Source organism: uncultured Dokdonia sp., from assembly GCF_937910895.1.
Classification (GTDB): domain Bacteria; phylum Bacteroidota; class Bacteroidia; order Flavobacteriales; family Flavobacteriaceae; genus Dokdonia.
Genome location: NZ_CALEMI010000159.1, coordinates 40,446 through 54,595 on the forward strand (window position 1 = coordinate 40,446; position 14,150 = coordinate 54,595).

The 14,150-nt window shown below is 37.3% G+C and carries 15 protein-coding genes; 8 read left to right on the plus strand and 7 right to left on the minus strand.

Going from position 1 to position 14,150, the window contains the following annotated elements:
• Positions 1-3 precede the first annotated feature (3 nt).
• The 3 genes from ribD to Q0505_RS19025 all read left to right on the plus strand — a co-directional run bounded on the left by ribD (position 4) and on the right by Q0505_RS19025 (position 2,583).
• Complete coding sequence (ribD, locus tag Q0505_RS19015) at positions 4-1,008, plus strand: bifunctional diaminohydroxyphosphoribosylaminopyrimidine deaminase/5-amino-6-(5-phosphoribosylamino)uracil reductase RibD (RefSeq protein ID WP_299216414.1); 1,005 nt, start codon at positions 4-6, stop codon at positions 1,006-1,008.
• Positions 1,005-1,871 carry a DMT family transporter gene (locus tag Q0505_RS19020; RefSeq protein ID WP_299216417.1) on the plus strand — a complete coding sequence of 289 codons (867 nt, stop codon included), beginning with the start codon at positions 1,005-1,007 and terminating at the stop codon, positions 1,869-1,871. The genes ribD and Q0505_RS19020 overlap by 4 nt, the downstream gene beginning before the upstream one ends.
• Positions 1,872-1,974: 103 nt before the next feature.
• The gene (locus tag Q0505_RS19025) at positions 1,975-2,583 is read left to right on the plus strand and encodes a YigZ family protein (RefSeq protein WP_299216420.1); all 609 of its coding nucleotides are present in this window, start codon (positions 1,975-1,977) and stop codon (positions 2,581-2,583) included.
• Here Q0505_RS19025 and Q0505_RS19030 read toward each other — a convergent pair.
• Positions 2,580-2,978 carry a thioesterase family protein gene (locus tag Q0505_RS19030; protein WP_299216423.1) on the minus strand — a complete coding sequence of 133 codons (399 nt, stop codon included), beginning with the start codon at positions 2,976-2,978 and terminating at the stop codon, positions 2,580-2,582. The genes Q0505_RS19025 and Q0505_RS19030 overlap by 4 nt on opposite strands.
• Positions 2,979-3,180: 202 nt before the next feature.
• On the opposite strand from Q0505_RS19030, the gene dnaA reads away from it, so the two are divergent.
• The 5 genes from dnaA (at position 3,181) to Q0505_RS19055 (ending at position 8,551) form a co-directional block, all read left to right on the plus strand.
• Positions 3,181-4,608, plus strand: a complete 1,428-nt coding sequence (gene dnaA / locus Q0505_RS19035) for a chromosomal replication initiator protein DnaA (protein WP_299216426.1) — start codon at positions 3,181-3,183, stop codon at positions 4,606-4,608.
• A gap of 137 nt (positions 4,609-4,745) precedes the next feature.
• The gene (locus tag Q0505_RS19040) at positions 4,746-5,840 is read left to right on the plus strand and encodes a serine hydrolase (RefSeq protein WP_299216429.1); all 1,095 of its coding nucleotides are present in this window, start codon (positions 4,746-4,748) and stop codon (positions 5,838-5,840) included.
• Positions 5,841-5,914: 74 nt separating this feature from the next.
• Complete coding sequence (locus Q0505_RS19045) at positions 5,915-6,373, plus strand: low molecular weight protein-tyrosine-phosphatase (protein ID WP_299216432.1); 459 nt, start codon at positions 5,915-5,917, stop codon at positions 6,371-6,373.
• A 61-nt stretch (positions 6,374-6,434) separates the two neighbouring features.
• Complete coding sequence (locus Q0505_RS19050) at positions 6,435-7,817, plus strand: PQQ-dependent sugar dehydrogenase (protein ID WP_299216435.1); 1,383 nt, start codon at positions 6,435-6,437, stop codon at positions 7,815-7,817.
• 8 nt (positions 7,818-7,825) lie between these two features.
• Positions 7,826-8,551, plus strand: a complete 726-nt coding sequence (locus Q0505_RS19055) for an SAM-dependent methyltransferase (RefSeq protein WP_299216438.1) — start codon at positions 7,826-7,828, stop codon at positions 8,549-8,551.
• 67 nt (positions 8,552-8,618) lie between these two features.
• Here the strand turns inward: Q0505_RS19055 and Q0505_RS19060 are convergent, their stop codons facing one another.
• The 6 genes from Q0505_RS19060 to Q0505_RS19085 all read right to left on the minus strand — a co-directional run bounded on the left by Q0505_RS19060 (position 8,619) and on the right by Q0505_RS19085 (position 14,128).
• Complete coding sequence (locus Q0505_RS19060) at positions 8,619-8,858, minus strand: DUF3820 family protein (protein WP_299216441.1); 240 nt, start codon at positions 8,856-8,858, stop codon at positions 8,619-8,621.
• Positions 8,855-9,577 (minus strand): hypothetical protein, encoded by a 723-nt coding sequence (locus tag Q0505_RS19065; RefSeq protein WP_299216444.1) that lies wholly within the window; start codon positions 9,575-9,577, stop codon positions 8,855-8,857. Before Q0505_RS19065 ends, Q0505_RS19060 begins: the two co-directional genes overlap by 4 nt.
• Positions 9,578-9,593: 16 nt before the next feature.
• Positions 9,594-11,222 carry an amidohydrolase family protein gene (locus tag Q0505_RS19070; protein WP_299216447.1) on the minus strand — a complete coding sequence of 543 codons (1,629 nt, stop codon included), beginning with the start codon at positions 11,220-11,222 and terminating at the stop codon, positions 9,594-9,596.
• A gap of 60 nt (positions 11,223-11,282) precedes the next feature.
• On the minus strand, positions 11,283-11,756 hold the full coding sequence (locus Q0505_RS19075) for a hypothetical protein (RefSeq protein ID WP_299216450.1): 474 nt from the start codon (positions 11,754-11,756) through the stop codon (positions 11,283-11,285).
• Between the two features lie 18 nt (positions 11,757-11,774).
• A complete protein-coding gene (locus Q0505_RS19080) occupies positions 11,775-12,224 on the minus strand; it encodes a hypothetical protein (RefSeq protein ID WP_299216453.1) in 450 nt (149 codons plus the stop codon).
• Positions 12,225-12,349: 125 nt separating this feature from the next.
• Positions 12,350-14,128, minus strand: coding sequence for a TonB-dependent receptor (locus Q0505_RS19085; protein ID WP_299216456.1), 1,779 nt, complete (start codon positions 14,126-14,128; stop codon positions 12,350-12,352).
• Positions 14,129-14,150 lie beyond the last annotated feature (22 nt).

Below are 14,150 nucleotides of genomic sequence, written 5' to 3' on the forward strand. Positions count from 1 at the left end.
GGTGTGAAGATACACGAAAAGTATATAAAACGTTGTATAGATTTAGCGAAAAATGGACTCCCAAGCGCGATGCCCAATCCTTCTGTAGGGGCACTTCTTTTGGTAGATGATCTCATTATTGCCGAAGGCTATACGAGTGCTTACGGAGGCAATCATGCTGAAGTGAATGCGATTACGTATGTGCAAGCACACACGCCAGAACTTCTTGCAAAAGCGACGCTATACGTGACCTTAGAACCTTGTAGCCATTATGGCAAAACACCGCCTTGTGCTGATCTTGTGATTGCATCGGGGATTCCAAAAGTAGTGATCGGTACTATAGACCCTCATGCAAAAGTAGCTGGTAGTGGTATCAAGAAACTGATGAAGGCGGGTATCAACGTAACGGTAGGTGTTTTGGAATCCAAATGTTATGAAGTGAATAAACGCTTCTTTACGTTTCACGAGAGAAAGCGACCGTATATTTTATTGAAATGGGCAGAAACGGTAGATGGTTTTATCGCCCCAACAGAAAGGGATAAAATAGCACCCGTTTGGATTACCAATCTGTATTCCAGACAACTCGTGCATAAATGGCGGAGTGAAGAGCAAGCGATTCTCGTCGGAGCGCAAACGGTATTGGCAGATAATCCATCACTCACGACAAGAGATTGGTATGGCAACTCTCCTCTACGAGTGGTGCTTGACGAACGAGGAGATTTGCCTAAAGAAGCTGCTGTTTTTAATGAGCAAGCAGCAACCGTTGTCATCGCATCAAAAGACCCCAAAGAGATTGGACGTATTCTTTATGAAAAAGGAATACAATCGGTCATCGTAGAAGGAGGCGCCAACACATTGCAACGTTTTATAGATGCTGATCTTTGGGATGAAGCCCGCGTATTTACAGGAACCACTACGTTTGGAAAAGGAACGAAAGCACCTGTCCTTACTCAAGAACAAAAGAGCCTATCTAAATCTCAGGATCTCAAAGGAGATACACTTACCACCTACAAAAATAACCACTCGTGATATACCTACTGCTCAGCATTGCCTCGTCTTGTGTGATTTTTGTGGTGTTCAAATTATTTGCACGTTTTAAAATCAACACCTTACAGGCGATTGTTTTTAATTATTTGACAGCGAGCACTCTAGGTCTATTTCTGTCTGAAGGCGGAATCACTACAGATGTTATCCCACAACAGGATTGGTTTTTGGGTGCCGTCGCTTTGGGGTTTTTATTTATTCTCATTTTTAATCTAATGGCAATCACTACTCAGCGTAGCGGACTTTCGGTAGTTTCCGTGGCGACTAAAATGAGTGTGGTTATTCCTATCCTTTTTGGGATTCTTTATTACAAGGAGTCATTAGGGATCTTAAAAGCAAGCGGTATTATCATCGCATTGATAGCGGTTTACCTTGCTTCTGTAAAATCTAAAAATGGCATTCCGTTTAAAAAAACAGACCTTATTTTTCCTGCACTCGTTTTTTTAGGAAGTGGAATTATAGATGTTAGCATCAAATATATTGAGGAAAAGTATCTCAGTACGGGCAATCTCCCTATATTTTTGACAACCGTTTTTGGTACCGCTGGGATGATAGGGCTCCTTATTATAGGAAGTCAACTCCTACGAAAGCGTTTTACATTTAGTACCAAAAATATCCTTGCAGGGATTTGCTTAGGAGTTCCCAACTACGGTTCTATGTATTTTCTGGTAAAAGCCTTACGAAATGACGCTTTCGAAAGTTCGACGATTTTTACCATGAATAATGTAGGGATAGTAATGATTTCTACCTTGCTAGGAATTGCGCTATTTACAGAAAAATTACAGCTTAAAAACTGGATTGGTATTGCCCTTGCGGTGATTTCTATTATATTGGTTTCACTTTCGTGAAAAGATATACTACGTTCCTGTGCGCCGAACAGGCAGGTTTGCAAAAAGGTATAGTATGCTTTCGCGAAAGCGTACTCACAACGCATACAATCAATAGCAAAAAATGAAAGACACCTATAAAACTATTACAAAACCATCACCCGAAGCACTGTTTAAGGATCGGAATAGTAAGTTTTATGGATATGCCTTTCCAATAGAAGACGAAGATCAGGTCAAAGAATATATTGAAGATTTAAAAAAACAACACCATCAGGCACGTCATTGGTGTTATGCGTGGGTGCTTGGAAATGACTACAGTCGCTATAGAGCCAATGATGACGGGGAACCTTCCAATAGTGCGGGAGCTCCTATCCACGGACAATTACAAGCCTATGAACTTACCAACACGCTTGTTGTGGTTGTTCGTTATTTTGGAGGGACAAAACTAGGCGTCGGCGGCTTGATTAATGCGTATCGTACTGCAGCACAACTCGCCCTAGAAGAAGCAAAAATAATAGAAAAAACTATTGATATTGAGTTTACGATTACTTTTGAATATGCGCTTATGAATAAAGTCATGCGCGTCATCAAGGAACAAAACATTCGAATTATTGATCAAAAATCAGCACTTGCCTGCGAGTATACACTCGCCATTAGAAAGAAAGATTTTAAGCAAAAAAGTGTACTTGTAAAAAATATCTACGGTGTTAAAATCAAAAAAGAAGATACTTAATCTTGTAGTTTATCGAGAATATAAGCAGGACATCTTATAGGTCTATTTTTTTTGGCATCCATAAAAATTAATTCTGTACTTGCAGTTGTTAACAATTCATCATGTTGATTATAAATTTTATAGTCAAAAATGATGCGAACGGTAGGTAAATTACGTAGGGTTACAGCAACCGTAAGCAAATCATCAAATTGCGCCGATTTCTTGTAGATAATGTTTAAAGAATAAACAGGCAAAAAGACACCATTTTCTTCCATGGATTTATAGGAAATCCCTAAGCCATCTAGCCATTCAAGTCTCGCTATCTCAAGATATTGCGGGTAATTACCATGATGCACGATGCCCATCTGATCTGTCTCTGCGTATCGAACTTTAATAAAAGAATTATGTGTTTTCAAGGAATGACTCGGTTTTTTTTTGTAGTTTTAAAAGATGCTAAGTATGCACAAAAATTAATCGAAAAACAACCCCTAAGTTGTTTTTTTATTCAAAAAATTGTTCACATATTTGCTACAGGTTAAAAGGGGGAGCAATTATGTTCATAATTGAAAAATTTTTAACCTTCTAAAGACAACTAACAACCAAACTAATTAACAACTAATGAGTAGAACTGCGCAATCTGTATGGGAGAACTGTTTGTCTTTTATAAAGGACAATATTACACCCCAAGCATATAAAACGTGGTTTGAACCTATCAAGGCTGTAAAGCTTACTGACGTCGCACTTAACATACAAGTACCCAGTAAGTTTTTCTATGAATGGCTAGAAGAACACTATGTAAAGCTTCTAAAAGTTGCTCTCAATAAGGAACTAGGAGAGAACGCAAAGCTGGTGTATGTCATCAAAATGGAAAACACCTATGGTAACAATCAACCGTTCACAGAAAAAATCCCTAGTGCCAATAGATCTTCTTTAAAATCTCAAGATGTAGACGCACCTTTTAAAAACAAAAATCCTGAGTTAAAAAACCCGTTTGTAATTCCTGGAATCCGTAATCTACAAATAGAATCTCAACTCAATCCTAATTATAATTTTGATAATTTCTTAGAAGGAGATTCCAATCGTCTTGCCCGTTCAGCGGGAATGGCGGTGGCTAATAAACCTGGAGGAACTTCTTTTAATCCATTACTTGTATTTGGAGGTGTTGGTCTAGGAAAGACACATTTAGCACATGCTATTGGAGTACAAATCAAAGATCAATATCCAGACAAAACAGTATTATACATCTCTGCAGAGAAGTTTACACAACAATATATAGAATCCGTTAAAAAGAATAACAGAAATGATTTTATTCATTTCTACCAAGTAATTGATGTGCTGATTGTAGATGATATTCAGTTACTAAGCGGAAAAGCAGGAACACAAGACGTATTCTTCCATATCTTTAACCATTTACATCAAAATGGGAAACAGGTGATTCTTACCAGTGATAAGGCTCCTGTAGATATGCAAGATATAGAACAACGCTTATTATCTCGTTTTAAATGGGGATTATCAGCTGAGTTGCAACATCCTGGTTTTGAAACCCGCATCTCGATCATCAAACACAAACTCTATCAAGATGGTGTGGAAATGCCAGAGGAAATTGTAGAGTTCTTAGCAAATAATATCAAGACCAATATCCGTGAACTTGAAGGTGCGATCATTTCATTAATTGCACATTCGTCTTTCAATAAAAAAGAAATCACGCTGGATCTTGCTAAGAAGATTGTAGATAATTATGTGAAGCATACCAAACGTGAAGTATCCATCGATTATATTCAAAAAATCGTTTCTGATTATTTCCAAATGGATGTAGATACTTTACAATCTAAAACACGTAAACGTCATATCGTACAAGCAAGACAACTGGCGATGTTCTTTGCAAAAAAATTAACCAAAGCATCGCTGGCAAGTATCGGATCTCAAATTGGACAACGCGATCATGCGACTGTATTACACGCCTGTAAAACCGTAGATAACCTCGCTTCTACAGACAAACAATTTCGTAAATACGTAGAAGATTTAAATAAAAAGTTGACTGTCTAAGTACAGTATACTAATTCATATTAAAACGGTCAAATGCAAATACATTTGACCGTTTTATGTTTTATTTATATTCTTTTCAAAAATTCATTGGTATTTTAGAATGAGTTTTCATACTATACTTTTAGTTTTGTTGAAACATGAATCGTAAAATCTTATTCATATTTATATCTACGCTCCTCCCTTTCTTATGTTTCGGACAACAATCGTATTTCTACACAGTCCCAACTACATATTCCGATGGTTGGAAAACGAGTGATTTGTTATCACAACAGATCGATACTACCCTACTTTATAAAGGTTTTCAACAATTAGCAAATGTAGATCACAAAATTCATAGCGTACTTATTATCAAGAATGAACATCTAGTTTTTGAAGAATATTATCAGGATTATTCTTATGATATCGTACACGATTTACGGTCTGTCAATAAAAGTATCAAATCAATACTCATGGGGATTGCCATTGACAAAGGTTTTATAGAAAGTGAAGATGACCTAATCTTCAAATATTTAAAAACGCCTGTTCCTCAAAAAAACCTCGATCCCCGAAAAGACAATATTACCATCAAACACTTACTCACCATGAGCATGGGGCTAGACTGTAATGACTGGGATAAAAAATCAAAAGGACAGGAAGATCGTGTCTATAAAAAGAAAGACTGGTTACAATATACCTTAGATCTTCCGATGGATAGAGAACCTGGCAAAACTGCTCTCTATTGCTCTATGGGAACGGTACTTGCTGCCGAAATTATAGCGCAAGCTTCTGGCATGTCATTAGACGCGTTCACTAAAAGGTACTTGTTTGATCCTTTGGGAATCAGCAACATTCAACGAGGACATACCACAACGGATAAAGAAATTATCTCATCAGGAAAGCGCTTGTATATGACCCCTAGAGATATGGCAAAAATTGGTAAACTCATCCTCCAAAAGGGACTTTGGGAGGGACAACAGATCGTATCTGAGTCATGGATCACAACTTCCACTAGCATACATACCCAAATCACAGGGATTGATTATGGCTATTTATGGTGGCAATTTCCATTTATTCATCAAGGAAAACGCACCAACGCAACGTTAGCGACAGGAAATGGCGGACAATATATTATGATCTTTCCTGAGCAAGATATGGTTATTGTTTTTACAGGAGGTGCTTATAATTCGCAGGAAGATAAACTTCCATTCAAGATTGTAAGTGACTTGATTATACCTTCTTTACGTCAACATTAAAATAGGATTCTGCCTTCGTACGCTTTCGCGAAAGCGTAACATTCCCTATTTTAGTATTCCCAAAACGAATCGCTATGAACAAAACCAAGATCCTCATGGTATGCCTTGGCAATATATGTCGCTCACCACTCGCCGAAGGAATCTTACGTAACAAATTGGATATCAATAAATTTACTATTGATTCGACAGGAACAGGGAATTGGCATGTAGGGAATCCACCAGATAAACGAAGTGTTGCTGTTGCTAAAAAATATGGTATTGATATTTCTGGTCTACGAGGAAGACAATTCACAAGTTTGGACTATCAAAATTTTGATCACATCTATGTCATGGATAGTTCTAATCTAGAAAATGTACTAGCCCTTGCCGAAAGCAAAGAAGATCGGGCAAAAGTGTCTATGATTCTAGACACGCTATTTCCTGGAGAGAAAGTAGATGTTCCAGATCCCTATTATGGTGGTGATGATGGCTTTGAGCAGGTTTATGCGATGCTAGATGAAGCCTGTGACGTCATAAAACAGCGACACACCTAGTCATCTTTTGACTCCAGATTTTGTATATTTAGAAAAACTATAATCCTAATTCTATAATCCTATGAAAAAATTTAAAATCCTACTGACGTTATTTTTGGCTACATATCTTTCCTATGGCCAAACCCCCGACATTGCTATTTTAGAAGTTGCTTCTGGTTTTGACAATCCTGTAGATATTCAAAATGCAGGTGACGATCGTCTCTTTATTGTAGAACAATCAGGTGCGATCCAGATCATAAATAGTGATAATACCGTAAACAGTACGCCGTTTATTTCGATTCCTGTGAATGATAGCGGATTTGAACAAGGACTTCTAGGACTTGCGTTTCACCCAGAGTATGCAACTAATGGTTTCTTTTATGTGCATTACACACAAAATAATGGGGACACGCAAATATCAAGATTTACTGTAACGAGCGATCCTGATATTGCAGATCCGAATTCTGAATTCCCCCTCTTGGAAGTAGATCAACCATTTTCAAACCATAATGGTGGTGGTCTCGCTTTTGGAGAGGATGGTTTTTTATATATTGCTTTAGGCGATGGAGGAAGTGGTGGAGATCCTGGAAATAGAGCCCAAAATCCTGGAATCCTTTTAGGTAAAATACTCCGTATAGATGTCGATAATCAAGATGCTGGCTTGGAGTATGCCATTCCAGATACCAATCCATTTGTAAGCAATAGCAGTTTTAGACCCGAAATTTGGGACTTAGGACTGCGTAATCCTTTTCGTTTTTCTTTTGATGATGAAACGGGAGCAATGTGGATAGGCGATGTGGGACAAAATCAAATAGAAGAAGTAGATCGTGGTATTGGAGGCGGTCATAATTATGGATGGCGTTGTTATGAAGGGAATAGTCCTTTTAATACATCAAATTGTCCTGATGACAGCGAACTTACATTTCCTGTAGCGCAATATTTTCATAGTGGTAATGGCCCCGCTAAATGTTCTATTGTGGGAGGTTATGTCTATAGAGGTGCTCAATTTCCTACAATGCAGGGCTTGTATTTCTTTGCAGATACGTGTAGTAATGAGATTGCTTATATAGATGCTTCTACGCCTGCAGAGATTACATATAGTGAACAATTTGGCGGAAATTCATTTGTCACTTTTGGAGAGGACATCAACAAAGAATTATATATTTCTGGTCTTGCTGGAACAGTATATAGAGTTGTTGATGCCGACTTATTAAGTGCTGACACCTTTGATCAAGAAAATTCAATAAGCATCTATCCTAACCCAGCAACAGACGTATTAAATATAGTCTTAACCCAGCTTACTAACACAGATACGCTACGAATTTTTGATATCACAGGAAAACTTGTAAAATCACAATCGATTGAAAGCCTTACAACAACCATACGTATCGGAGATTTGACATCTGGTATCTATCTTGCACAACTAGAAACTTCTGGATATACCCAGAAACTAATTATAAAATAAAAAATCCTATGAGTGAGCCCCAAGCGCTAGGTAAATTATATCTGATTCCAACAACTTTAGGAGAAACAAGTGCTCTTGAGGTGATTCCGCTATCTGTAAAGAAAGTCATAGAATTGGTCGATCATTATATTGTTGAAAACGAAAAAACAGCAAGGCGATCTATCAAAGCGATTTCGCCAGGAAAGTCTCAACCTAAATTACAGATCAAGCTTCTCAATAAGTACACGGATGAGTTGGAACTTCCCTCCTACTTAGATCCTTGTTTTGAAGGAGTTTCTGTTGGTTTACTTTCTGAAGCGGGAGTACCAGGCATTGCAGACCCAGGAGCTGATGTGGTGAAAATTGCACATCAAAAAGGGATTCAAGTGGTGCCGCTGGTGGGACCATCATCTATTTTGATGGCGATGATGAGTAGTGGTATGAATGGGCAAAATTTTGCGTTTAACGGCTATATACCCATCGAGCAAAAACAACGCAAAATGGAATTAAAGCGTCTCGAAAAACTGTCATTTGATACAGGTCAATCACAATTGTTTATAGAAACACCGTATCGCAATGATAAAATGTTACAAGACATCGTAAGTTCGGTACATGCAGATACCCGTATCTGCGTGGCATGTGATATTACCCTGCCAACTGAATTTATACTTACAAAGCCAGCGAGTTACTGGAAAGAAAATATGCCGAATCTTCATAAACGCCCTGCTATTTTTATTATACATAAAGGACTTTAGAAGCAATTCTAGCGCTATAGATTTAGATACATTTTCTATAAAAACACTCTCATTTACGGAGATCATTTCATCTCAAATTTGAAGGTCTTGGATAGGTACGTTGTACTTTCTTAATCATGGGTTCTAGTCCGTTGAGTTTGATCTCATACATTTCTTGAAGTAAACGTCCTAGTTTTCCCTCTGGAAATCCTTTTTGCTTAAACCACACAAAATAATACTCAGGCACATCTACAAGATAATACCCTTTGTATTTACCAAAAGGCATTTTATAATGTGCGAGTTCTATGAGATGATCTTGGGGTGTCAAATTATAAGCCTTTTGTAGTTTAATTCTATTCCTTTACTATCAAATCTCGAAATAAGAAAAATTTTATCGTAACTAGATGATAGCTTTGGGTACTGTCCTAAATCAATAAGAGTATTTTTATCAACCCTACTGAATATATAATCGACTAAAATCAACCAATTCTTTTCAAAAGAGATTGAATCTAAATTATCTAGTAGTTTTTTTTCTTTTTCACGAATAGCAATTTGAAGAGCTTGATATCTTTTTTTTGTAATATCCCAACCTTCATCTTTATCACTACAACCCCCTAAATAAATATTAGTATCTTGATCATCACGTGACTCGTATAAAGTGTAACTAAAATTAGACTCAATTGAAACACTTTCACCAAATATCTTATGCTCTATTGTGTTTTTAATAGATTCCTCAAGGTTTTTGTAAAATATATTATCAGGTTTTAGGGGCCTCTTGTAAGCAACAGAGGCTCTTAAGCAATGATTTAATCCTGTGTCAAATTCATTTAGAAATAAACGCATCCTTTTCAAAAAGCTTTCCTTAAAATCCTCTAAAGCAACAAATTTTCCGTCTACTTCTATTTGATAATTTAATCTTCTAACCTCAACTCCAATTTTTCCTATGGAAAAATCTGGGAAAGTATAACGACCTCTAGGCTCAAAATCAATATTATCATAGCCTAAGTAAAATAAAAACTTTTTTGCTTTTTTTTCATCTTTATTCATTCCAAAAAAATCAATCTCACTCCCCATACACCTTCTCTCCACCAACATAAGTCGCTTTGACTTCTAGGTTGGGGATTTTGTCTTCGTCTACGGTCATAATATCTTGATCCATGATAATAAAGTCAGCGAGTTTTCCTGTTTCAATGCTTCCTTTTTCCCCTTCTTCAAAATTTGAATAGGCCGCCCATATCGTCATTCCTTTTAAGGTTTCTTCTCGGGTAAGGGCATTTTCCATTTGATACCCGCCTTCTGGGTATTGTTTTAAATCTTTACGAGCTACCGCTGCATAAAACGTATAAAATGGGCTGACTTGCTCTACAGGAAAATCAGTTCCTAAAACGACAATCCCTGATTTATTTAATAAATCTTTAAAGGCATACGCCCCTTTAATACGTGCTGCTCCTACTCTATCTTCTGCCCAATACATATCACTGGTGGCGTGTGTCGGTTGTACGGATGGAATAATCTTTTGATTAAAAAAATCAAAATCTCCTTGAGAAACTACTTGTGCGTGTTCTACCTTCCATCGTGGGTCTTCTATAGTTTGCAAGGCTTCTTTGTAGGCTCTTAATACCACTACATTAGCACTATCCCCTATCGCATGGGTATTCATTTGAAAACCAGCTCCTGCAATTCGCTTTGAGAGGTTTTGAATTTCTGACACTGGTGTAATCATTGCTCCAAAATGTCCGTCTTTATCAGTATACGGTTCTTTTAAAGCAGCACCTCTAGAACCCAAAGCGCCATCTCCATATACTTTTACAGAACGTACATTGAGATAGTCTGTTTTTACTTTTCCTGAGGTTAAATAATGATCTAGGTTTTCTGGTTTGTTACTAATCATAGCATAGACACGCATCTTTAAATCGCCAGCCGTTTGTAGACTGTCGATCAACTCGATAATAGATTTATCGAGTCCTGCATCATTTACCGTAGTTAATCCGTAGGAGAAACATACTTCTTGCGCCCCTTTTAGGGATGCTATATTTTGTGATCTACTTGCTTTTGGCATGACAGCGTCTACTAGTTCTTGCGGTCGGTCTACCAATACACCTGTAATCTTTCCATCTTCTTTGACAATTTCTCCTCCGGCTACAGTGGTTGCTTCGGTAATTCTTGCAAGGTATAAGGCTTTTTGATTGACTAGATAGGCATGACCATCTACACGCTCTAATGCCACCGGTAGATTTGGAAATAAGGCATCTAGTTTTTCTTTGGTAGGGAATTCCTTAACGTCCCAGTCGTTTTGATCCCATCCTCTTCCTCTTAAGAAGGTAGTGGCTGGGTTTGCTTTCGCGAAAGCGGACACCCGCTCCAACACTTCATCATAACTTGTTGTACCGACAAGATCTACGACTTGCAGATTTTGACCTAATCCGTAAAAATGACAGTGTCCATCAATGAGTCCTGGCAAGACCGTTTTTCCAAAAGCATCCACAACTTCTGGGGCGGTATAGGCTTCTGTAATTTCTTGTGTGGTGCCTACAGCGACAAATTTTCCGTCTTTGATGGCAAAGGATTCCGCTTTCGCGAAAGCGTCATTCACCGTATATACCGTTGCATTGACAACAATAAGGTCTACTTCTTGTTTTGTAGTACAAGAGATTGTAAACGTAAGTAGGAGTAAAAAAGTAAAGATTCGCATAAGAAAGATTTTGCACTAAAATACAAAACCTAGCTGGTATACAATAGGATCAAAACAATTTTAAAAAAGTAATCTGTAGGTTCCGAAGTTTGTGTTTTCAATGGTTACACTGTCGCTATTTACGGCTACGTTTGAATATACATTCCCAAGACAACAAGGATCAGAAATAGCTTCGACAGAAAAGCTGAAAGCGACTTCAAATACATTTGGAATCGAGATTTGATAGCTTTCTAAAGTACTACTTTCCATAAATGTAGGAAGTACAACTACGGTTCTATCGCCTGACCCGAGGGTTTCTGCATTGAAATTAATGGCTTGATTGGTTTGGGTATTAATGATTTGTAAACTATCGATAACAAATGTGTCATTAGAAAATAAATCTTCTCCTGAATCGGCAGCAACAAATTCTAATCTTAAACTAACTGAGATGCAATCTACCAAAGCACAGGCATTATTAGTTTCTTGTGTTTCATCTTGGGAACAAGAAAAGCAACTAATGGCTAGGAATAAAAAGGCGATACGTCGCTGTAACATGGATTTATATTTTGGGGGTTATATAAAGATACGTAAAATCAATGTTGTATTATCTTGTACCTGCGTAAAAGTGGCATTGGTCACCGTTACGTTTTCATAATTATAATCTTGACAGCAACCACCGTCAGATACGGCTTCAATGTCAAATGCAATCTGAACATCAAACACATTTTCTAACGAAATTTGAAATTGCTCTGTAAACCTAAAAGTACTTAACTGACCTGAAGTAAATCCGTAATCTTGTTCAAATGTTAATGGAGTATTGTCATCTCCGATGGTTATCACAAAACCATCTGGTGCCCCATTATCAAAAGCGCCTTCTAAGATATTTTCACCAGTGTCAGCATCTATAAATTCAAATAAGAATTCTGGCCCTACGCATAATACAGTGCCACAATCAAGAGTATCATCTGAGTTACATTGAATAAGTGATAGGCTTACGAATAGTATAAAAATTAGTTTTTTCATGGGTTTCAAATTTGTTTTCTTGTGATACACTCTAAAGAGTCATAAATCTAGAAAAGGTTGCGTCCCTTTTTCACAAAGTGATGCAACCTTTTTAAAATCTATGTAAAACAAGTGTTTCTTTCTATCTAAAAGTCAAACCTATACGTTGCCCCTATCATTCCTTGAAGTCCTTGTACTTCATAGTTTACCCATTTTTGATAGTCACTATTTAAGATATTATTGACTCTTCCAAAGGCTGAGAGTCTATCATTAAAACGGTATCCTACGTGTGCATTTGCATCTAGATAGCTATCCAATGTCACAACTTGTGGTTGTGCTAAAATATCAGTTGGGTCATTTGCAAACAGAAGATCTTGGCGTTCTCCCACAAAAAATAAGTTGATCCCTGCAAACCATTGTTGTGTGATTTGATAGTCTGCAAATACCGAAGCTCTCAACTCTGGCAAGTTCCATGCTTCTTCTTGGTTATCGGTTGTGTAAGAATTAAACTGTCCGTTGATTTTCATTTTGAAGTTGCTGTTGACATCAAAATTCAGTTCTCCAAAAACACCTAAGGTTTCTACATCGTCATATACAATACTAAAAGAGTTTCCGTTTAGAAATGCCACTGATGACGCTACCTGCGCTGGATTAAAGATGAACAATGCTTTATTACTTTCAGCGACGTAATTGGCTCTCAAATTATAACTGATGCTATTAGAAAGTTTACCTTTCATCCCTAGATATCCATCATATTGTTGGTCTGTAGGGGTAATGGCTAGAGAGGGTGCTACAAAAGGATTTTCTTGTACAAAATCGTAATAACTGTTTTGTTGTAGGTTTCCTTCTAATCCTGCATAGGCGATAAAGTAATCACTCACAACACGATATGATGCTGTTATTCTTGGATATACAAAAAAATCGGTGTTGCTATTTTCACTATCCATGCTTACAAATCCAGCAACCCCTAAATTAACGGTAAGATCATCTCTTAGAATCACCAAACTTGGATTCACACCTACGTTAAGAATACTATGTTTTGTCTCTTCAATATTAGGAGAAAAATCATTGGCAAAACTGCCGTTTACATAATCGACAATAAATCCAGTGGTAATATTTTCTCCTGCAATAGGAAGTTCTATCGTTGGTTTTATAATAGCACGTAGCTCATTACTGCTTTCTGAGTCTGTAAGATACCGAACCGTTGCTTTTCCTTCTTTAAAGATGGCATCTTTAAAAGCTACACTTCCATTGATAGCTCCTGTGAGATAGGAATGGGTTACATCAAAGTCATCTGTAAGGATAGGTCCAGCTACTCCTCCCATATCTGTAATGGTAGGTGAAATCCCATACCAATTAAATACTTGGTGTTGCACGTCTAAATCTGTACGCCAAGAAAAATCACGTTCTCTGGCGCCATAATTCAAGTTAAGTCTTGTATCATAAAAAAAGTCATCTACTCTCACATTATCAATACCTCCTTGTGATGAATTATGATTTAAGAACACCCCAAAATCTTCGGTACGACTGATTTGGAAGTTGCTATAAAACTCTGCGAGGACTGAGGTAAAACTACCAAAGCCAATCGTTGCATAATTATCATACAATTTTAATTTAGGTGCTTTCTTTACCGCGGCTGCTTTTCCTTTGGCTGGCGTGAACGTACTAGCTACTGGTGCCGAAAAAATACTGTATGTTACTTTCTTTTTGGTGGTATTGACTGAGTCATTAAGCTTTGGAGTAGCCTTTACCTTAAACGCATCACTAATGGTAGGCGTATAGGGTTTTACTACATTAACTACCTCTGTCCCCAAGTCTTGTTTGTCTTTCTTCTCTTCTTTTTCTTGAGCATTCACTTGAGATACGCCAAGCCCTAAAGCCAATAAAAAAATAGTTTTATATGTTTTGATGTGATGAACTATCATATATAAATAAATTACGTCTGTG